Origin of the sequence: Mesorhizobium sp. M0518 (assembly GCF_040321125.1) — a bacterium.
In the GTDB taxonomy this organism is placed as follows: Bacteria; Pseudomonadota; Alphaproteobacteria; order Rhizobiales; family Rhizobiaceae; genus Mesorhizobium.
In genome coordinates, this window is record NZ_JAMYQY010000003.1 from 160,754 (window position 1) to 181,020 (window position 20,267).

Here is a 20,267-nt window from a genome sequence, read left to right on the forward strand (position 1 = left end):
CCGGCATCAGCTTTTCTCGAACTGGCGCCAGGCGGCCACCGCCTCGGCCACCGCTTGCCGGGCAGCGGGGATATGGCGTCCCATCGAGACGAAGCCGTGGATCTGGCCCGGCCATTGCCGCAGGATGAGCGGAACGCCCGCGGCTTGCAGGCGCGCCGCATAGGCTGCCCCTTCGTCGGCGAGGATGTCGCAGCCGGCAAGCGCCACAAAAGCCGGCGCCGCGCCGGCGAGGGCAGGCGCCAGCAAGGGCGAGACGCGCCAGTCCGTGATATCGTCGGGCGTTCGCAAATAATGGTCGCGGAACCAGGCCATGGTGGTTGCGGTGAGCCCGAAGCCGTCGCCGAAACGCCGGTAGCTGTCGGATGTCTGCCGCGCGTCGGTGTTGGGATAGATCAGGATCTGCGCGGCAAGGGACGGCGCCAGCCCATCGCGGGCGAGCAGCGCCAGCACGGCGGCGAGATTGCCGCCGGCGCTGTCGCCGGCCACACCGATGCGTCTGATGTCGATGCCGAGATCGGCGGCGTTCTCGGCTAGGAAACGAAGAGTTGCCAGACAATCCTCGAGCCCGGCGGGAAATTTATGGTCCGGTGCCAGGCGATAGTCAGGACAGACAATGACGGCGTTGCCGAGATTGGCCATCAGGCGACAGATCTCGTCATGCGAATCGAGGTTGCCGATGACCCAGCCGCCGCCATGCAAATAGAGCAGCGCCGGCGCCCCGCTTTGCGGTGCGCCGATGCCGCGATGGATGCGGAGCGCAATAGGCCCATTCGGCCCGTCGATCTGCCGTTCCTGGGTCGCAGCGACCGGCTCGTGCTCACCCTGTAGCGCCGGGAACGAGGCGTTGTAGGCAGTTCGCGCCGCCGCCACGCTGCCGGTCTCGAATGGCTCGCCGCCGGCTGCACGACCAATTTCGAGGACGCGCAGCGCATCCGGATCGAGCGTCATGATCATACCCTCAGGCCAGCAGGCTGCTCGCCTCTTCCTCGGTCAGCAGAGCCGGCTGCACGACATCGCCCGCGATGGCGACCGAGCCCTGTGTTTCACCGGAGCGCAGGATAGCCTCCATGACCTCCAGTACATGCAGCGCAAGGCTGCCGCAGGCCCGTGGGGTGTTGCCGGTTTGAAGCGAGCGCACCAGATCGGCGACGCCGAGCATGCGGTAATTGGCGCGATCGGGTGCCGCGTAAGGCCAGTTGCGGGCGCCGTAGAGCTCGCCCTCGCTGGCGAAATCCTGCCAGTCGGTGCCGCGTTCCGACAGCGACACCGTGCCGCCGAACGTGTCGGGGTCGGGCAGGCGCAGCGAGCCCTCCGTGCCGTGCAGTTCGATCGGATGGTTGGAGTGGCGAAAGACGTCCCACGAGGCGCCGAAGGTGACGGTCGCGCCGGAGCGGAACTCGAGCAGCGACAGCACATTGGTCGGCGTGCCGACCTTGAATGTGGTGTTCTTGAATGGCCCTTCGGCGGTGATCAGCCTTTCTTCCTGGCCGCGTGTCGCCATTGCCATGACGCGCTCGACCGGGCCGAGCAGATTGACCAGCATGGTCAGATAGTACGGACCCATGTCGAACACCGGGCCACCGCCTGGCTGGTAGTAGAATTGCGGGTTGGGGTGCCAGTGCTCCATGCCGCGGCCCATCATGAAGGCGGTGCCGGTGACCGGACGGCCAATGGCGCCCTGGTCCATCAACCGGCGCGCACGGCGCCCGGCAGCACCGAGGAACGTGTCGGGCGCCGAGCCGAGCAGCAGGCCGCGCGACCGCGCCTCATTGACCAGGCGCTGTCCATCGGCGGCCGAGGTGGCGAGCGGCTTTTCGGTGAAGACGTGCTTGCCGGCCGAAAGCGCGGCAAACGAAATATCGAAATGCGCCGCCGGAATGGTCAGGTTGAGGACAAGATCGATCTCGGGGTCGGCCAGCAGTGCATCGACGCCGAGTGCCCGTATGCCATATTCCTTCGCCCGCACTGCCGCCATGTCGGCGGAAATATCGGCGCAGGCGCGCAATTCGATGCCGCCGAAGAGGGCGGCATTGCGCAGATAGGTCATCGAGATATTGCCGCATCCGATGACGCCGATCCCGAGTTTCGTCATTGGTATCCCGTGCATTTTCGATCGTACCTCCCGATGCGCCATGCTCCGCCGGATTCGCCCAGCCGGCAACGGATCCCTTTCGCAAAGGGCTATACAACATTTTAAATATTGACGCGCGTAAAATTTTTATACAACATGCGAAAATGCTGGCGCGATATCGGGAGGCTGCCAGCCCTGGGAGGAGAAAATGACCGACATGAAAAAACGGCCGACCGCCGATGCGAATCCGGTGGGTCATGCGCGCATTGGGTATTTCCGTCGTGGCCAGGGACCGCGAGGGAGTCAGGCATAGATCACCTTGGCCCCGGTCCTATCAAGCTGGCTGCGTATCGCGCCGGACAGGCCATCGTCCGTGATCACGACATCGACGCTCGACAGCGAAAAGGCCTTTGAGGTCCCGCTGACGCCCCATTTGCTCGAATCCGCAAGGAGGACAACGCGCCGGGCCATGCGCACGAGGTTTCGCTTCGTTCGCGCCATGTCTTCGTTCACGTCGACCACATCCAGTGACGAGTCAATCGCATGCGCTCCAACAAAGACCTGATGCGCTACCAAGCCGCCGAGAGCCGTGTCGGCATCGGTGATCAGTGTGCTCACCGTGTCTGGATAGACCCGGCCGCCGATCATGTGAACGTCGAGCCCGGGCCGATGCATCAGATGCTGCACGATATTCATCGCCGTGGCCGCGACCACGACATTGCTGAGCGGCGGTAACAGCATGGCAACCTGCATCAATGTCGAGCCGCCGTCGAAGATGACCGATTGGTTGTCCTCGAACAGTTCTACCGCTGCCCGGGCGATGCGTTTCTTTGCATCGAGGTTCGTTTGCATCCGCCGGGCGAACGCGGCCGTGGTCGAATCCGTGGTCCGGGTCACTGCGCCTCCACGGGTCTTGGTCAGCAGTCCCTTACGGTCCAGTATCTCGAGGTCGGAGCGCACCGTGACTTCCGACACGCCAAAATCGTCTGACAGGTCCTTGATGCGAACCTGTCCGCTGCGTTGCACTTCACCCAGGATCGACTGGCGTCTCTGCTCTGACAACATGCCCTGTCCTTGCCTCCATGCGCCAAGCGATCGCCCTGGCTTCGGTTCACTCTACCAAAAATATGCGAATTCGAAAGCTTTCGAAAGATTGCATTTGTCTTTTCTTTCGCAAACACTGGGTCCAGGATTTTGAAATCAATCGATTGGAGAGTTTTGGACTCATGAGCCTCGGAACCAAGGTGCGCCTGGCGCGCCTCTTCTCACATCCGTCGGGGAATCTTTTTGGCGGCGCGGTCGACCACTTTGTCGGCTATGGCGACGTGCGCAAAGGAGGTCTTGCCGACCTGCCGGGCGCGCTTGCACGCGTCATGGTAGGCAAACCCGACTACGTCAGCATCCAGCCTGGCACTGCGCGCCATCTGTGGCCGCAATACGCGGGCAAGGCTTGCCTGGTGATCCAGGCCGGCTGCTTCACCCCGGACGATCGCATCAGTGAACTAATTGGAACGCCCGAGGATGCGGTGCGCGCTGGCGCCGATGCGTTGGCCGTGGCCATTCCGGTGCGCGGCGCGACCGAGGGCAAATACATACGCTGGCTGACCGATTCGGTGAATGCGGCGGCCCGTTACGGCATGCCGGTGGTGGCGCATATCTACCCTCGCGATTTCACCGACGGGGCAAAAATCGTCTTCACCCCCGACGAGATCGCCTATGCGGCACGCATCGGCTACGAGTCCGGCGTCGACGTGATCAAGATCGGTTACACGGGCGATTTCGAGTCGTTTCGAGAGACCGTTCGGACCTGCCCGGTGCCGGTTGTGATCGCCGGCGGTCCGAAGACCGACACGCTGCTCGGCGCCCTTCAGCAGACGGCGGACGCCATCCGTGCCGGCGCGCGCGGTGCCGTGGTGGGCCGCAATCTCTGGGGGCACGGCGATCCGGAAAAGGCAGCGATCGCCTTTCGAGGCGTCATCCATGACGGCCTTTCGGCGCAAGACGCCTTGGCGAAGGCGGGTGCCTGAACGATGCCCACCGTCCCTTCAATCCTCGGCTTCGGAGCTATTGCGATCGACGACATCGTCTATGTCGATCAGCCGTTGTCGGCGGGCAAGGGGAAGGTTCTGCAAAGTGCCCGAGCTTTCGGAGGAAATGTCGCGACGGCACTTGCCGCCGTCGCGCGGCTCGGCGGAAGCGCCGGGTTCGTCGGATGGCTGGGCAATGCCGCCGACGACGCCGTGTTGTGCGATCTCGTTGCGAGCGGCGTTGAAACCGCGTTCGCGCCGCGCCACCCGCACGCGCGCCCGGTGCGCTCGCGGATCACCGTCGGTTCGGATGGCGAGCGATTCATCGCGTATGACGACGAAGCGATGCTGGGCACCGCGCCGGACTTTCCGGACGAGGTTCTCAGCCGCGCGACAGTCCTGATCGTCGACAGTTACGGGATCGGGTCGCTGGATGTCGTGGCCCGGGCTCGCGATCTCGGCCTTGCGATCCTCGGTGATGTCGAATGGAGCCACGGCCCGGCCACCGAGAGACTGATCGGGCTCTGCGACCATCTCATTCTTCCGCTCGGCTTTGCGCGGACCGCCACCGGCCGCCGGTCGCCGGCCGAGATACTCGACGCATTGTGGTTGCCGTCGCGGTCCGCCGTGGTTCTGACGGATGGCGGCAGGGGCGTCTTCTATCGCGGACGCGACCAGACAGGGCTCTGGCACCTGCCTCCGCACCGGGTTGCCGTCGTCGACTCGACCGGCGCCGGTGACTGCTTTCATGGCGCCTATGCCTTTGCATTAACGCGCGGGGCCGACACCGCAGGCCGGGTCGCATTCGCGGCTGCGGCGGCGGCCCTTTCGATAACGGGGCGGGGCGGACGCGAGGCGCTTCCGACCAACGACCAGGTCATGGAACTTCTGGCATCGACGAAAGCGCCGTCGGCAGTCGAACTGAAATATGCGCGGCTCGATACCGGAACTTAGTCCGAACTATCCGAGGAATATTTCGCAGGTGAACATAAGCCGAGGACAATCATAAAAATCAGTGGCTTAGACTTGTGGAGGGAGGAATATGGCAGAAGTCGTTCTTGAGAATATCTGCAAGACATACGGGAACAATTTTCACGCAATCGACCAATTGAACCTGTCGGTCAAGGACGGCGAGTTTTTGATTCTCGTCGGGCCGTCCGGCTGTGGCAAATCCACCGCGCTGCGGATGATCGCGGGATTGGAGGACGTCACCAGCGGCAGCCTTCGGATCGGCGGAGTCGACGTTGTCGACATGCCGCCCAAGGACCGCGACATCGCGATGGTCTTCCAGAGCTACGCCCTCTACCCGCATATGACGGTGTTCGAAAACATCGGCTTTTCGATGCGGCTGGCGGGCAAGCCGAAGGCCGAGCGCAAAAAGCGCGTGGACGAGATCGCCAAAACCCTTCAACTGACGTCTCTGCTGGACAGCAAGCCCGCGAACCTTTCAGGCGGACAGCGTCAAAGGGTTGCCATGGGCCGCGCCATGGTGCGCGAGCCGGCAGCCTTTCTCATGGACGAACCCCTTTCCAATCTGGACGCGAAACTGCGCGTTCAAATGCGCGCCGAAATCACCAGTTTGCAAAAGCAGCTCGGCGTAACGACCATATATGTGACCCACGACCAAACCGAAGCCATGACGATGGGCGACCGGGTCGCGGTGTTGAAAGGCGGCGTGCTGCAGCAGGTCGACACACCCAAGAGCCTCTATGAATCGCCGGTGAACGCCTTCGTTGCCGGCTTCATCGGGTCTCCTTCAATGAACCTTTTCGAGGCGACCCTGACGGGCGACGAACTGATGTCCGGCGCCTTAGCCATCCGGCTGCAGGATGCAGCCTTCGTCCGCAGGCCGGACTTGAGGTCGTATGCGGGGCGCAAGGTCGTGTTCGGGATACGACCGGAGGATCTCTATGACAGCAGCCTCGAATCCGGCCGCAAGTATCAGACGATACCGGCAAAGGTGACCTCGATCGAAGAACTTGGATCCGAACAAATCGTCCATCTCGACATCGACGCGGTCCGGGTGGACTCCGGCGACCCCGACGCGGTGCAGGATTTCGGCCTGGCGTCGAATGCGGTGGCGAAATTCGAACCGGTCAGCACAGTCCGCTCCGGCTCGGAAATCAGGTTGGCCCTGGATGATACCAAGCTCCATTTCTTCGATCCCGAGACGCATCTGGCAATCTGAATATCAGCGATAAGACCCGCGGGTGAGGGTGAGGCACCTGCATAAGAAGACTTGTGAATAACCAGACGATCGGCCGCATTGTGCGGTCGAATATAAAGAAGGAGGAGAAGATGACGTTTCGTATAAAACCCGCGATGCTGAAAATAGCCGCAGCCGCATGGTTGCTTGGCGCAACCGGCGCCATGGCGGATACGACGCTGGAATTCACCCAATGGTGGGAGCCCGAATTGCCGGCTGGCTCGCTCAGGGCAATCATGGATGACTTCGAGGCCGCAAATCCAGGAATCAAAGTGACGCTGGTCAGCGGCCCCTACGCGACCACGCGCGACCAGATCTCGGTTGGTGCTGCAACCGGAACGCTCAGCGACGTCGTCGGTCTCGACGGTGCCTGGGTGAACAATCTGAATGCGCAGAGCGCACTCGCCGACATGAATCCGATGATGGATGCGAGCGGTTTCGACAAGAGCCAGGTCGCGGACATCGTCAAGGTGGACGGCAAGGCGGTGATGTTTCCCGTGGCTTCTTTCGTCTATCCGGTCTTCGTGAATTTGGACCTCGCCGCCCAGGCAGGCGTGACCAAGCTGCCGTCGACCCGTGCGGAGTTTCTCGAAGCCGCCAAGAAGATGACGATCGCCGACAAGAACCAGTATGGCTGGGTGCTGCCCCTCTCGCTGCAAACGCCATCCGGCGTCCAGAACGACATGATGTCGTGGGTTTGGGCTTCGGGTCAGTCGATGATGGCGGACGGCAAGCCGGACCTTGAGGGCAAACCGGTGGTGGATATGCTCACCTTCGTCAAATCTCTCAACGACGCCGGAACCATCTCGCCCGGCATCGCCACCAAGACCGAGCAGGAAAAGGTCGAGGAGTTCGTCAACAACCGCGTCGGGATGATGATCGACTCGCTCGCGCATGTGAACCTCATCCGTAAGCGCAATCCCAAGCTGAACTTCGACCTCATCCCGGTCCCGGTCGTGGAAAACTATACCGGCAAGCGCGGCCTTCCCTATGCCTCCTGGGGCATCGGCATCTCTGCTGCCTCGAAACATCAGGAAGAGGCCTGGAAACTCGTCCAATATGTGATGAGTGAAAAGGTGAACGCCAAGCTCGTATCGCTTGCAAACGCCTTCCCGGGCAACGTCAACGCCCAGCCCGATTTCGTGACCTCGGACAAGGCTTTCGGCAAGGCTTTTGAAATCTTCAAGACCGGTTATCTCGCCAATGAGTTCACGGGCCTGCCGGTGGCAGAAGACCTGATGACCCAGTTCGACGTGCAAGCTCAAAAGATGCTCGCCGGCGAGCAATCTCCGGAACAAGCCGCAGCCGCCGCTCAGAAGGGCTGGATGGCGAAATTCTGATCGGCCTGTTCCCGTTTGCTATCTTTGACCGGGTGGCCTGACTTCGGGCAGGCCACCCGGCAACAACGGATCGGCAATTTGAGTGGACCTGTTTTTGAAGCTTACCTTCTCTTGAAGGCGTATCCCAAGGTTGGCACATGACCCGGCAAAAGCGCTCCCACCATAAGCTTAAACGAGCGGTCGCACCCTACCTCTATCTGTCGCCCTCGCTGCTCATAATCGGGCTTCTGATGCTGCTGCCGATGGTGACGGTGATTGGCTACTCGTTCCAGAACAGCGCGGTGCTGCGTCGTGACCCATCCTTTGCCGGACTGAAACACTACCAGGCGATCTTCGACGACCCCGTGTTCTGGGCTTCGCTGTGGCACACGCTCTACTTCACATGCATGAGTGTCATTTTCCACATGACCATCGGCATGGTTTTCGCGCTCATGCTGAACAGCGACCGCATCAATCCGACGCTGCGCAATATTCTGCGCGTGCTCTACATATTGCCCTGGCTGTTCACCGCGGTGATTATCGCCGTGATCTGGCGCCTGCTGCTTGAGCCGAACGGTGTCGTGAACAGCATACTCATGCAAATCGGCATCATCGGTTCCAAGGTCGAATGGTTTTCCTCGCCTGAGACCGCGCTGCACGCCGTCACCTTCGCCAATATCTGGGCGGGCTATCCGCTCTTCATGGTCAGCCTGCTCGCGGGTTTGCAGGGCATTCCCAAGGATTTCTACGAGGCCGCCGATATCGACGGGGCGAAAGCCTACCAGAAGCTGATCTTCATCACCGTCCCGCAGCTGATGCCGATCATCATCAGCATCTCGCTGCTCGACTTCATCTGGACCATGCAGGTCTTCCCGTTAATCTGGATAACGACGGGCGGTGGCCCGATCTACTCGACCGAGGTCCTCAGCACCTACACCTACAAGCTGGCGTTTTCGAGCTACAACCTGTCGCAGGCTTCGGCGAGCGCTGTGGTCATCTTGTTGATCTCTCTCGGCCTGACGCTGTTCTATATTCGCTATCAAAAGGCTCGGTAGTCATCATGAGGAAAAGGCATACGCCGAAAGACAGGCTGATCACCGTCGCGCTCCATGTAGCGCTTGCAGCGGGGCTCTTTTTCGCGGCATTTCCGATCTACTGGATGCTGAGCAGCTCGTTCAAATCGAATACCGAAATCTTTGCCCTGCCACCAACCATCCTGCCAAAGGCGTTTACGCTGGAAGCGTATGCAGCCATCCTTGGCGACCCGGTGAAGCTGCGCTTCTTCTTCAACAGCTATTTCGTGGCGGGAGCGGTGACTGTGCTGACGGTGCTGATCGCCCTGCTGGCGGCCTACGGGTTCAGCCGCTTCAACTTCCGCGGCAAGGGCATCCTGAACACAATCATCATCAGTACGCAGACGATTCCGCCGATCACACTTTTGATCCCCTTCTTCGGGCTCGTCGTCTCATACGGCATCTTCGACACCTATGTCGCACTGATCCTGACTTATCTGGTTTTTACGCTGCCCTACGCGATCCTGCTGATGACGGGATATCTGAACACCTTGCCCCGCGATCTCGATGAAGCCGTGGCCGTCGATGGCGGCACCAGTTGGACAGCGCTTTGGCGGGTGATCGTCCCGATTTCACTGCCTGGCATCGTGGCGACGTCAGTCTACACCTTCCTGTTGTGCTGGAACGAATTTCTCTTTGCGCTGACACTGACGAAGTCAACGTCCATGCGCACCGTCCCGATCGGCATCCAGCTGTTGATGGGGCAGCACGCCTTCGAATGGAACCAGATGATGGCGATGAGTGTGCTCGGCTCGCTACCGCTCTTGCTCATCTACCTCGTTGCCCAGAGGTACTTCCTCGCCGGCATGACCGCAGGCTCGGTCAAGTAGGATGTCCATCCCATGGCGACGCAGGGTGGCATCAAGCAATAGGCGATACCAAGGAATGAAAGGATGAACGTGAAAGAGCTCAAAGTCGGCTGCCAGACCTTCACCTGGGAAATGCTGGGAGACCGGTTCACCGGCGGCCCCGACGATCTGCTGAAGGCGATCTCTGACGGTGGCTATGCCGGCATCGAGATCACCGACACCATGATCGGACATTATGGCGACAAGCCGGAGGAGTTCGCCGCCGCGCTGAAGGCGTCGGGGCTGACGCTGGTTTCCTTCGCCTTTGGCTCGAACAGTGGTTTTACGCTGAAGGAGGAGATCGGCGCCGATCTCGAGACCGCCAAACGCTGGATCGACTTCGCCGCCGCCTTCCCTGGCGCGCTCGTGTCGATGGGCTCTGCGACGGTGGTCTCCGACGGTCCGCGCGACGACAAATTCGCCATCGCCGCAGAGGTCTACAACGAGGCTGGCGAGCTTGGCCGCAAGACCGGCGTCCAGGTCGCGGTGCATCCAAGCTCGCACCACAACACGCTGCTGTTCGACCGGGCCGACTACGACACGATCTTTGCCTTGCTCGATCCCGATCTGGTCGGTTGGGTGCCGGATACCGGCCATATCCTGCGCGGCCACAAGGACATGGCCGACACGCTGCGCACCCACCGCGACCGCATCCGCTACATCCACCTCAAGGACGTCGATGCCAACGGTACCTGGGCCATGCTTGGCAAGGGCGTCTGCGACACGCCTGCGGTCATCGAGATCGCCGGCACCGCACCGCGCTTCAATGGCTGGCTGGTGCTGGAGGAAGAATCCGAAACGGCCGCCGCCGATCCCGCCGGCGCGGTCAAGACCAACCGCCAGACGATGCGCTCCTACGGCGCCTGAAGAACGAGACGATGATCAAGAAACAGGACAGACGCCTCAGGGTCGGCGTGCTCGGCTGCGGCCCCATCGCGCAGTTCGCGCATCTGGAATCCTGCGCCAAGGCCGGCAATGCCGACCTCTACGCCATCTGCGACGCGGCACCCGATCTGCTTGCGCGCATGGGCGCGACCTACGAGCCGCAGAAGATGTATTCCGACTATGAGGCAATGCTCGCCGATCCTGAGCTGGAAGCGGTGATCGTCGCCACATCGGACGCCTATCACGTGCCGATGTCGATCAGGGCGCTCAACGCCGGCAAGCATGTTCTCTGTGAAAAGCCGATCGGCACCTCGGTTGAGGAAGGCGAGGCGCTGGCCGAAGCGGTCAGGCGCTCGGGCAAGATCCTGCAGGTCGGGCACATGAAGCGCTTCGATCCGGCACTGGAGGCGGCGCGCGACTTCGTTCGAGACGAGATCGGCGAAGTGCTGGCGCTGAAGGCCTGGTACTGCGATTCCACCCATCGCTACACCAACACCGATGCCGTGCAGCCGCTGCCCGTCACCAGCAGGCTAGCCAGGAAGCCAGCGGGAAATCCCAAGGCTGATCTCAGGCAATATTTCATGCTGGCGCATGGCTCGCATCTCGTCGACACGGCGCGTTTCCTGTGTGGCGAAATCCTTGCGGTCCGCGCGCGCCTCAACGAGCGTTTCGGCGCCTATTGCTGGTTCGTCGAGACCGAGTTCGCCAGCGGCGCGCTCGGCCATCTCGACCTGACGGTTGCCGTGCGCATGGACTGGCACGAAGGTTTTCAGCTCTATGGCGAGAACGGCTCCGTTATCGCCAGGACATTCAACCCTTGGTATTTCCGCGCCAGCGAGGTCGACATTTTTCATGAGAAGGACGCGACATCGCGCCGGCCGCTCGGCGCCGATGGCCATTTCTTCCGCCGCCAGCTGGAAGGTCTTGCCGACACGGTGCTGAACGGCGCGCCGATGCGCGGCGCCAATGTCGAGGACGGCATCGGCTCGATCCGCGCCATGGTCGCCATCGCGCGTTCGGTGGTATCAGGCGAGCGAGTCGAACTCGCCTCGGTTTCGGGGGCGGTGTGATGCGTCTCGGCATTTTCGCCAAGACCTTTGCCGGCACCGACCCGGCCGCCGTGCTGGCTGCGGTGAAGCAGTCGGGATACGAGACGACGCAGCTCAATCTGGCCTGTGCCGGCCTGCCGTCGATGCCGGATGCTGTGCCGGCGGACGCCATCGCCTCCATCCGCACCGCAGCGCAATCGAGCGGTGTCTCACTTGCAGCACTTTCGGGCACCTACAACATGGCGCATCCCGACAAAGCCGTGCGCGACGATGGCCTTCGGCGTCTCGCCGTCGTCATCGAGGCTGCTGCTGCCCTCGACATCCCGCTGCTCACGCTCTGCACCGGCTCGCGCAACGCCGCCGATCAGTGGGCCTATCATCCCGACAATGCCGATCCGGCCGCCTGGTCCGACATGGCCGCCGAGATGGCGAAGGCGCTGGCGTTGGCCGAAGGTGCCAATGTCGATCTCGGCATCGAGCCTGAGCAGGCCAACATCGTCACCTCGGCCAGGGATGCGACCCGGCTGATCGCCGAGATGGGATCGAAGCATCTGAAGATCGTGCTCGATCCGGCAAACCTGTTCGAACACGCCACGCCCGGCGAGGCGCGCGCCATCGTTGCCGCCGCGATCGACGAGGCCGCCGGCCACATCGCCATGGCGCACGCCAAGGACCGCTATAGTGACGGCCGCTTTGCCCCATCAGGGCAAGGCATCGTCGATTTCCCGGATTTCGGCGCGCGGCTGAAGGCAGTCGGCTTCGAGGGATCGCTCGTCACCCACGGGCTGTCCGCCGACGAAGCCCCCGATGTCGCCGCCTTTCTACGAAGGCTCCTCTGATGGGCGCCGCCCCGACGATCCTGCTCCGCGACGATGCAGCGCTTCGTGTCTTCGACACGGGGCAGGGCAGACTTCCCGTCGTCTTCCAGCATGGCCTCGGCGGTGACGCAGCGCAGGTCGCGCAGAACTATCCCGACAGCCCGTCATACCGCCGGCTGACCGTCGAATGCCGCGCGCAGGGCGGTTCCGGCGCCGGTAGCAAGCGCCCGTTTTCGATCGCGATGTTCGCCGATGATGTGCTGGCCGCCGCAGATGCGGCCGGCCTCGACCGTTTCGTCGCCGGCGGCATTTCGATGGGTGCGGCCATTGCCTTGCAGCTTGCCGCCCGCCACCCGGACCGCGTCCTGGGTTTGGTGCTTGTTCGCCCTGCCTGGGCTTTCGACGCGGCACCGCAAAACATGCGCCCTTACGTGGAAGTGGCGGAGCTCATCCTCAGCCGTCCTTTATCGGAGGCGCGAGATATCTTCGCGGCGTCCGCGACGGCCGCCCGCTTTCGCACCGAAGCGCCGGACAATCTTGCTTCCCTGCTCGGCTTCTTCGCGCGCGAAAACGCACCCGTCTTCGCCGAGGTGATGCAGCCGATCGCAGAGGATGGACCTGGCGTGACGCGGGCAGCGGCCGCTAGCCTTGCGTTCCCTACGCTCGTCATCGGCAGCGGCATCGATCTCGTCCATCCGCTGGCCGCCGCCCGCAGCCTCGCCGACGCCATCCCCAATGCGACCTTTGCCGAGGTGACGCCGAAGGCCACCGACAAGGAGCGCCATTTCGCCGAGATCCGCGCCGCCATCGGCAGCTTCCTCAAAGATCGTTTCAACAACCAGGACCAGTCATGATCTCGAAACCTCTCTCAGGCCCGGCCGCCATCGCCGCATTGCCGCGCGACCGGATGATCGCCGAATTCTCGCTGTGGTCGGCCAACCTCGCCAATTTCGAAAACGACTTGAAGCGCATCGAGCCCTATGTCGATCTTCATCATATCGATGTGGCGGACGGCCACTTCGCCCCGTCCTTCCTGTTCTTTCCCGATCTTGTCGCCCGCATCGCCGGGCTGACGGCGAAACCCATCCACGTCCATCTGATGGTCGATGAAGCAATCGTCGAGGCGCAGACGCGCCAGTTCATCGAGGCCGGCGCCGACATGATCAGCGTCCATGCCGAGAATGGCGAGGCCGGATTGCGCGCCGTGCGGCTGGCGCGGGAGCTCGGCGCCGAGGCCGGCGTCGTACTCAGGCTGGAGACGCCTGTGGAAGCGGTGACGGCCTTTGCCCCGGAAGTCGCCTTCGTGACGCTTCTTGGAACCGCAATCGGCGTCAAGGGACAGAGCCTGTCGGACAAGGCCTGCGACAGGCTGGGCGCTGCCCGCGCCATCCTGAGAAAGGCCGGCCGTGAGGCACAGGTGGTTCTGGCGGCCGATGGCGGCATCCGCCACGAGACCGTGCCGTCGCTGCGTGCCGCCGGGGCTGAAACCGTGGTTCTCGGTTCGCTCGCCTTCGGTGACAAGGACCTCGCCGGCCGCATCGGCTGGCTGCACGGCTTGAAGGTCGCGGCATGACATCAGAAGCCGCCCTTGCGATCGATCTTGGCGGGACGGAGCTTCGTGTCGCCCTGGTCGACCGCGACGGCAAGATCCTGGCATTCGCGGCGGTGCCGACGCAGGCGCAGGCCGGTCCCGATGTGGTGATCGGCCAGATCGAGGCGTTGGCGGCGACAGTCCACGCCGAGGCGCCGGCACTCTCGATCGTCGGCGTCGGCGTCGGTGCGCCGGGACCGCTCGATCCGCTGGCCGGCATCGCCGTCGGCCCGCCGACACTCGCCGGCTGGCTGGACGTGCCGCTTGCCGACATCCTCGAGCGGCGGCTCGGCCTGCCGGTGCGGCTGGAGAACGACGCCAATGCCGCGGCGCTCGGCGAATGGCGTTTCGGTGCCGGCCATGGTGCGGGCTCGCTGGTCTTCGTCACGGTTTCCACCGGCATTGGCGGTGGTGTCGTCGTCGACGGCCGCATCCTGCATGGCCGCCGTGGCCTTGCCGCCGAGATCGGTCACATGACCATCACCAATGAAGGCGAGCGCTGCGTATGCGGTGTCGTTGGCTGCTTCGAGGCCATCGCCTCGGGAACGGCACTTGGCCGCCGCGCCAGCGCCGCCACGGCAGCCGGAGACGGCTCTACCTTGCGACGCTTGTCAGCGGACGCGGAGGTAACCGGCCGCCATGTCGTCGAGGCGGCACGGCTGCAGGACGCTCTTGCCTCGGCCTTGCTGGAGGAGGAAGCGCGCTGGCTGGGTGTTGGCTTCACCAATCTCCTGCATCTCTATTCGCCCGATGTGCTGGTCGTTGGCGGCGGCATCGCCAATGGGCTCGACCTGATGCTGCCGACCATCGAGGCGACCATCAGGCAACGGGCCATGCGCGCCTATCGCGACGTGCCGGTCGTTCAGGCCCAGCTCGGCCGCCATGCCGGGCTCGTCGGCGCCGCCAGCCTTGTGCTGTTCGACGACGGCGGCACTTTGGCAGCCCGCATGCCTGTTGGCCCAAGCACGTTTCCGGACACCGCTGAGCAAGACCGGCACGGTCTGACGTTGCGACCTGCATGACAAAGGCCAGAGGCAGCACGCCTCCGGCCTTTTACGCATTGACCGCGCGTCATTACTCGGCGGGAACAACGTCCGCCGGCAGGCTATCGTCGGCCGTGCCCGCCAGCGCCCTCGCCAGCTTGGCCTCGTCGAGTTCGCCTTCCCAGCGCGCCACCACCAGCGTGGCGACAGCATTGCCGACGAAGTTGGTCAACGCCCGGCATTCAGACATGAAGCGGTCGACGCCGAGGATCAGCGCCATGCCAGCGACCGGCACCGCCGGAACCACCGAAAGCGTCGCCGCAAGGGTGATGAAGCCGGCCCCGGTGATGCCGGCGGCACCCTTGGAGGAAAGCATGGCCACCAGCAGCAGCAGGATCTGGTCACCCATCGACAGGTGGATGTTGGTCGCCTGTGCGATGAACAGCGCCGCCAAGGTCATGTAGATGTTGGTGCCATCAAGGTTGAAGGAATAGCCGGTTGGGATGACCAGGCCGACGACCGAGCGCTTGGCGCCGGCCTTCTCCATCTTTTCCATCAGCGAGGGCAGGGCGGCCTCCGACGAGGAGGTGCCCAGCACCAAAAGCAGCTCTTCCTTGATGTAGCGGATCAGCGACAGGATGGAGAACCCGTTGTAGCGGCAGACCGCGCCAAGCACGACGAACACGAACAGGAACGACGTCACGTAGAAGGTGCCGACCAGCATGGCGAGGTTGATGACCGCGCCGATGCCGTATTTGCCGATGGTGAAGGCCATGGCGCCGAAGGCACCGATGGGGGCGGCCTTCATCAGCACGCTGACCAGCTTGAAGATCGGTGTCGTCAGCGCCTGCAGGAAATTGAGCACGGGCGTGCCCTTGTCGCCGACCAACGCCAGCGCGATGCCGAACAGCACCGAGAAGAACAGCACCTGCAGGATGTCGCCATCGGCGAAGGCGCCGACGATGGTCGACGGGATGATGTTCATCAGGAAGCCGGTGACCGACTGGTCGTGCGCCTTGGCGGCGTAAGTGCTGATGGTCGAGGCGTCGAGCGTCGCCGGGTCGATGTTGAAGCCGGCGCCCGGCTGCACGACATTGGCGACGACAAGGCCGATGATCAGAGCCAGCGTCGAAAAGGTGAGAAAATAGAGCATCGCCTTGCCGGCGACACGTCCGACCTTCTGCAGGTCGCTCATGCCGGCAATGCCCGTCGTCACGGTCAGGAAAATGACCGGGGCGATGATCATCTTGACCAGCTTGATGAAGGCGTCGCCGAGCGGCTTCATGCTCTCGCCGACCGACGGATAGAAATGGCCGAGCAGGATGCCGACGGTGATCGCGACGAGCACTTGCACGTAGAGTTGGGCATAGAAAGGCTTGCGCTGCGCGGCAAGCGCGCCTGATTGGTCTGCGATGTGCATCGAACTCTCCCTGGCCGGATGGGGCGGAGCGCCCTGCGTGACTTCTCCCATCGCGGCGCTCCGGTCGCACGCCGCTGCCAGGGAGTTTTGCAAGCGTTGTGCCAGTTCGCGGAAAGGCCGGAACCACGGGATTTCCGCCTTTGTCTGACGTCATGCGGGCAAAGCCTGTGCGGATTTCCGCACAGGCAGTGTTTGCCTGGGCGGGTTTTCGCATTACACTGGCCGAAAGCCGCGAGCAAAGGGGAGAGGGCAGACGCCGCAAGCAGGCACCGATAGCGGATTCCCTGGATTTGCCGGCCGTGAATTGCTGCGCGAGGCGGTGGCGCGGCTGCGCGATGGCCGCTGGGTTGCCGTGGTCGTCGCTCTTGCCTTTCTGGCCGGCGCGATCGCCATTGCCGGGCGCATCGCCTCCGGCCAGGCGGCCGATAATCTGCGCGAGACGGCACTCGCCGCACTGCCGCTGGCGGCGGGAACCCTGACCGGCGAAATCGAAAAGCAGCGCCTGGTTCCACTGGTGTTGGCCAGAGACGATGCGGTGCGCGGCGCTCTGCGCCGGGCCGGAAAAATGAAAGAAAAGGCCCTCAACGACAAGCTCAAGTCGATTGCCGGCGATGCCTCGGCATCCGCCATCTACATCATCGATACGGCAGGCATCGCCATATCAGCCAGCAATGCCGACGAACCGGCGAGCTTTGTCGGCATCGATTACAATTTTCGGCACTATTTCCAGGAAGCGATGAGCAAGGGTGCTGCCAGCCAATATGGCCTCGGCACAATCAGCGGCAGACCGGGGCTGTACCTTGCCAGCCGCGTCGACGATGGCGGCAAGCCGCTTGGCGTTGCGGTGCTGAAGGTCGAACTCGACGGCGTCGAAGCCAATTGGCGTTCCAGCGGTTTCCTTGTGTTCATCACTGATGAACGCGGCGTGGTGCTGGCTACCAGCCAGCCCGACTGGCGGTTCCGTGCGCTGGCACCACTGTCGGCCGAGGACACCGCCGCAGCCCACGAGCAGCTCCAGTTGGCCGATGCAGGCTTCGAGCCGCTGCCGATCCGGCGCGGCGCGGGTGACGGCCTGGCGACGATCGACAACGCGGGAAAACCGCGCCAGTTCGTCGAGGTGGTGCAGGATTTGCCTGGTGCTGTTCCTGGCTGGCGTCTCTGGCTGCTCACTCCCGCCGACGCTGCTCTTTCATCGGCCGCCAACACGGCGCGCCTGACCACGCTGCTTGGGCTTCTGCTGATGGGCTTGCTTGCCTACGTGCTGACCCGGCGCCGGCGAACGCGCAGGCTGAGGCAGGAGGCGCTGGCGCGTATGAATGCCGAGCTGGAGAGCCGAGTCAGCACGCGAACGGCCGAGCTGACCCGCTCCAACACCGCACTTGCCGGTGAAATCGCCGAGCGCGAGAATGCCGAAGCCAAGGTGCGCCGGCTGCGCGACGACCTCGCCCAGGCCAACCGGCTTTCCATCCTCGGCCAAATCGCCGCCGGCGTGGCGCACGAGATCAACCAGCCGGTCGCCGCTATCCGCACCTATGCCGAGAATGCGGGCCGCTTTCTCGAAACCGGCAAAACCGAACCGGCCAGCGGCAATCTGACGTCGATCGTCTCGATGACCGAGCGCATCGGCGCGATCACCGGCACCTTGCGCACTTTCGCCCGTCGACCCGGGGTTGCCGCTTCGCCGCTGCCGGTGCGCGAGGCAATTGATGGCGCGCTGTCGCTGCTGTCGGGCCGCATCCGTGATTCCGGCGTGACCATCGTCAAGCCGCGCGGCAATGCCTCGCCGGTGGTCCTGGCCAGCCGCATCCGGCTGGAGCAGATACTCGTCAACCTTTTGCAGAATGCGCTCGACGCGATGAAGGACCAGTCTGATCCCCGCATCGAGATCCAACTCGCCGAGCACGACGACAGGGTGCTGATTTCGGTGCGCGACAATGGCCCAGGTCTCGGCCCGGAAGCAGCCGGCAATCTGTTTATGCCGTTCCAGACCACCAAGGAGAAGGGGCTTGGTCTCGGGCTGGTGATCTCGCAGGAGATTGCCCAGGAATTGGGCGGCACGCTGCGGCTCGATCCCAGCAATGGCACCGGCGCATCTTTTACCGTCGACTTGAGGCGAATTGAATGATTGAGGGATCAGGGTTGGTGGCGCTCGTCGACGACGATGCGGACCTCCTTCACGCCACAACGCAATTGCTCGAGCTTGCCGGCTTCACTGTGGTCGCGCGCGACGCCGCCGAGGCAGCGCTTGCCGTTGTCGACAGGACCTTTGAAGGCGTGGTGGTCAGCGACATCCGCATGCCGGGCATGAACGGGCTGCAGCTGTTCGATCGCATCAAGGCGATCGACCCGGACATACCCGTGATCCTGGTCACCGGCCATGGCGACGTCGATCTCGCAGTGGCCGCGCTCAAGGATGGTGTCTACGATTTCATCCCGAAACCCTTTGCCGGCGACCGCCTTGTCGAGGCGCTGAAACGGGCATCGGAGAAGCGACGACTGGTGATGGAGAACCGGCGGCTGCGCGAAGCCGCGGCGCTCGCCACTGACGGCCTGCCGCTGATCGGCGAGGCTCCTGCCATCAAGCGGCTGCGCGAGACCTTGCGCCAGATCGCCGACATGGATGTCGACGTGCTGGTCGAGGGAGAAACGGGAACCGGCAAGGAAGTGGTGGCTGACCTGCTGCACAGGTGGGGGCGGCGGCGCTCAAAACCCTTCGTGGCACTGAACTGCGGCGCCCTACCGGAGACGGTCATCGAGAGCGAGTTGTTTGGCCATGAGGCGGGCGCGTTCACCGGCGCGCAGCGGCGGCGGATCGGCAGCATCGAGCATTCCAGCGGCGGTACGCTGTTTCTCGACGAGATCGAATCCATGCCCCCGGCGCTCCAGGTCAAGCTGCTGCGGGTGCTCGAAACGCGCAGCCTCACCCCGCTTGGCTCGAACGATATCAGGCGCATCGATCTGAGGGTCGTTGCGGCGACCAAGGTCGATCTCGGCCGGCCGGACCAGCGCGGCGATTTTCGCGAGGATCTGTATTTTCGCCTCAACGTGGTGACGCTGCGCATCCCGCCGCTGCGCGAACGGCGCGGCGACGTCCCGATGCTGTTCGGGCATTTTCTCGGCAAGGCGGCGGAACGGTTCGGCCGGCCGGTCGCCAAGATGAATGCAGCCGTCAGCGATCATCTCCAGTCGCATGACTGGCCGGGCAATGTCCGCGAGCTCGCCCATTTCGCCGATCGCGTCGCGCTCGGTCTCGGTCCGGACGATGAGGTGAGGACGGTCTCCGCGCACGCGCCGGAGCCTGCGGCAGCATTGCCCGAACGGGTCGGCCAATACGAAGCGCAGCTCATCCGTGACGCGCTGCGCGACCATGGCGGCGACGTGCGCGGCGCCATCGACGCCCTCGGCGTGCCGCGCAAGACCTTTTACGACAAGCTCAAGCGCCACGGCATTGCCGCATCCGAATTTCGCAATGGCGGCGATACCGATACGCAACCCATCTCGGAAAAGCGATGAATACGACCATTGAAACGACGGCAAATCCCTCGCCGGAAGAACTCGCCTTTCTCGGCGAAAGGTTGACGGCGTTCAACGACGGCGATGTCGGCGCATCCGAAAGGAAGGCGCTTGTGGTGTTTGTGCGCGACGAGGATGGCGCGGTCGTCGCCGGCATTTCCGGTTACACGGCCTGGGGCTGGCTCTATGTGCAATGGCTCTGGGTCGATGAGCGGCTGCGCGGCCAGCACATGGCCGGCACAATGCTGGACGCGGCCGAACAGGAAGCGGTGGCGCGCGGCTGCAACAATGCCTGGATCGATACCTTCAATCCGAACGCCGCCAAGGTCTATCAGCGCCAGGGCTATCGGCCCTTCGGCTCGCTGGCCGATTTCCCTGTCGGCCGCAGCCGCATCTTCCTGCAGAAGGAACTGGTTGGCGGTTGAGCAATTCCAGGAAAAGTGTGAAGCGGTTTTGCGTCCGGA

The 20,267-nt window shown here is 63.3% G+C and carries 19 protein-coding genes; 15 read left to right on the top strand and 4 right to left on the bottom strand.

Annotated elements, in window-relative coordinates; all coding sequences use genetic code 11:
- Positions 1 to 6: 6 nt before the first annotated feature.
- From NKI66_RS05720 to NKI66_RS05730, 3 genes are all read right to left on the bottom strand, one after another.
- Positions 7 to 948, bottom strand: a complete 942-nt coding sequence (locus NKI66_RS05720) for an alpha/beta hydrolase (protein ID WP_023808797.1) — start codon at positions 946 to 948, stop codon at positions 7 to 9.
- A 10-nt stretch (positions 949 to 958) separates the two neighbouring features.
- Positions 959 to 2,107, bottom strand: a complete 1,149-nt coding sequence (locus tag NKI66_RS05725) for a Gfo/Idh/MocA family protein (RefSeq protein ID WP_023808796.1) — start codon at positions 2,105 to 2,107, stop codon at positions 959 to 961.
- 267 nt (positions 2,108 to 2,374) lie between these two features.
- On the bottom strand, positions 2,375 to 3,136 hold the full coding sequence (locus NKI66_RS05730; protein ID WP_023808795.1) for a DeoR/GlpR family DNA-binding transcription regulator: 762 nt from the start codon (positions 3,134 to 3,136) through the stop codon (positions 2,375 to 2,377).
- A gap of 161 nt (positions 3,137 to 3,297) precedes the next feature.
- Between NKI66_RS05730 and NKI66_RS05735 the strand changes: the two genes are divergently transcribed.
- From NKI66_RS05735 to NKI66_RS05790, 12 genes are all read left to right on the top strand, one after another.
- On the top strand, positions 3,298 to 4,098 hold the full coding sequence (locus tag NKI66_RS05735; RefSeq protein ID WP_023808794.1) for a beta/alpha barrel domain-containing protein: 801 nt from the start codon (positions 3,298 to 3,300) through the stop codon (positions 4,096 to 4,098).
- 3 nt (positions 4,099 to 4,101) lie between these two features.
- Positions 4,102 to 5,052, top strand: a complete 951-nt coding sequence (locus NKI66_RS05740; protein WP_023808793.1) for a PfkB family carbohydrate kinase — start codon at positions 4,102 to 4,104, stop codon at positions 5,050 to 5,052.
- 88 nt (positions 5,053 to 5,140) lie between these two features.
- Entirely contained in the window at positions 5,141 to 6,286 is a 1,146-nt protein-coding gene (locus NKI66_RS05745; protein WP_352751187.1) for an ABC transporter ATP-binding protein, read from the top strand.
- 110 nt (positions 6,287 to 6,396) lie between these two features.
- Entirely contained in the window at positions 6,397 to 7,644 is a 1,248-nt protein-coding gene (locus tag NKI66_RS05750) for an ABC transporter substrate-binding protein (protein WP_352440061.1), read from the top strand.
- A 137-nt stretch (positions 7,645 to 7,781) separates the two neighbouring features.
- Positions 7,782 to 8,678, top strand: a complete 897-nt coding sequence (locus NKI66_RS05755; RefSeq protein ID WP_352751188.1) for a carbohydrate ABC transporter permease — start codon at positions 7,782 to 7,784, stop codon at positions 8,676 to 8,678.
- 5 nt (positions 8,679 to 8,683) lie between these two features.
- Complete coding sequence (locus tag NKI66_RS05760) at positions 8,684 to 9,526, top strand: carbohydrate ABC transporter permease (RefSeq protein WP_127266567.1); 843 nt, start codon at positions 8,684 to 8,686, stop codon at positions 9,524 to 9,526.
- 63 nt (positions 9,527 to 9,589) lie between these two features.
- On the top strand, positions 9,590 to 10,411 hold the full coding sequence (locus NKI66_RS05765; RefSeq protein ID WP_352751191.1) for a sugar phosphate isomerase/epimerase family protein: 822 nt from the start codon (positions 9,590 to 9,592) through the stop codon (positions 10,409 to 10,411).
- Positions 10,412 to 10,422: 11 nt separating this feature from the next.
- Positions 10,423 to 11,499: a Gfo/Idh/MocA family protein gene (locus NKI66_RS05770; RefSeq protein ID WP_023808788.1), complete on the top strand. Its 1,077-nt coding sequence runs from the start codon at positions 10,423 to 10,425 to the stop codon at positions 11,497 to 11,499.
- Positions 11,499 to 12,317 (top strand): sugar phosphate isomerase/epimerase family protein, encoded by an 819-nt coding sequence (locus tag NKI66_RS05775; protein WP_023808787.1) that lies wholly within the window; start codon positions 11,499 to 11,501, stop codon positions 12,315 to 12,317. The genes NKI66_RS05770 and NKI66_RS05775 overlap by 1 nt, the downstream gene beginning before the upstream one ends.
- Positions 12,317 to 13,150, top strand: a complete 834-nt coding sequence (locus NKI66_RS05780; protein WP_023808786.1) for an alpha/beta fold hydrolase — start codon at positions 12,317 to 12,319, stop codon at positions 13,148 to 13,150. Before NKI66_RS05775 ends, NKI66_RS05780 begins: the two co-directional genes overlap by 1 nt.
- Positions 13,147 to 13,869: a ribulose-phosphate 3-epimerase gene (locus tag NKI66_RS05785; protein ID WP_023808785.1), complete on the top strand. Its 723-nt coding sequence runs from the start codon at positions 13,147 to 13,149 to the stop codon at positions 13,867 to 13,869. Before NKI66_RS05780 ends, NKI66_RS05785 begins: the two co-directional genes overlap by 4 nt.
- Positions 13,866 to 14,909 (top strand): ROK family protein, encoded by a 1,044-nt coding sequence (locus NKI66_RS05790; RefSeq protein ID WP_128302404.1) that lies wholly within the window; start codon positions 13,866 to 13,868, stop codon positions 14,907 to 14,909. Before NKI66_RS05785 ends, NKI66_RS05790 begins: the two co-directional genes overlap by 4 nt.
- 52 nt (positions 14,910 to 14,961) lie before the next feature.
- On the opposite strand, the gene NKI66_RS05795 is transcribed toward NKI66_RS05790, so the two are convergent.
- The gene (locus tag NKI66_RS05795) at positions 14,962 to 16,290 is read right to left on the bottom strand and encodes a dicarboxylate/amino acid:cation symporter (protein ID WP_023808783.1); all 1,329 of its coding nucleotides are present in this window, start codon (positions 16,288 to 16,290) and stop codon (positions 14,962 to 14,964) included.
- A 304-nt stretch (positions 16,291 to 16,594) separates the two neighbouring features.
- Here NKI66_RS05795 and NKI66_RS05800 point away from each other — a divergent pair, with 304 nt between their 5' ends.
- From NKI66_RS05800 to NKI66_RS05810, 3 genes are read left to right on the top strand one after another with little or no spacing between them, the layout of a single operon-like run.
- On the top strand, positions 16,595 to 18,415 hold the full coding sequence (locus NKI66_RS05800) for a sensor histidine kinase (RefSeq protein ID WP_031212271.1): 1,821 nt from the start codon (positions 16,595 to 16,597) through the stop codon (positions 18,413 to 18,415).
- On the top strand, positions 18,412 to 19,803 hold the full coding sequence (locus tag NKI66_RS05805; RefSeq protein ID WP_023808781.1) for a sigma-54-dependent transcriptional regulator: 1,392 nt from the start codon (positions 18,412 to 18,414) through the stop codon (positions 19,801 to 19,803). The genes NKI66_RS05800 and NKI66_RS05805 overlap by 4 nt, the downstream gene beginning before the upstream one ends.
- Entirely contained in the window at positions 19,800 to 20,228 is a 429-nt protein-coding gene (locus tag NKI66_RS05810; protein ID WP_023808780.1) for a GNAT family N-acetyltransferase, read from the top strand. Before NKI66_RS05805 ends, NKI66_RS05810 begins: the two co-directional genes overlap by 4 nt.
- The last annotated feature ends 39 nt before the right edge of the window (positions 20,229 to 20,267 follow it).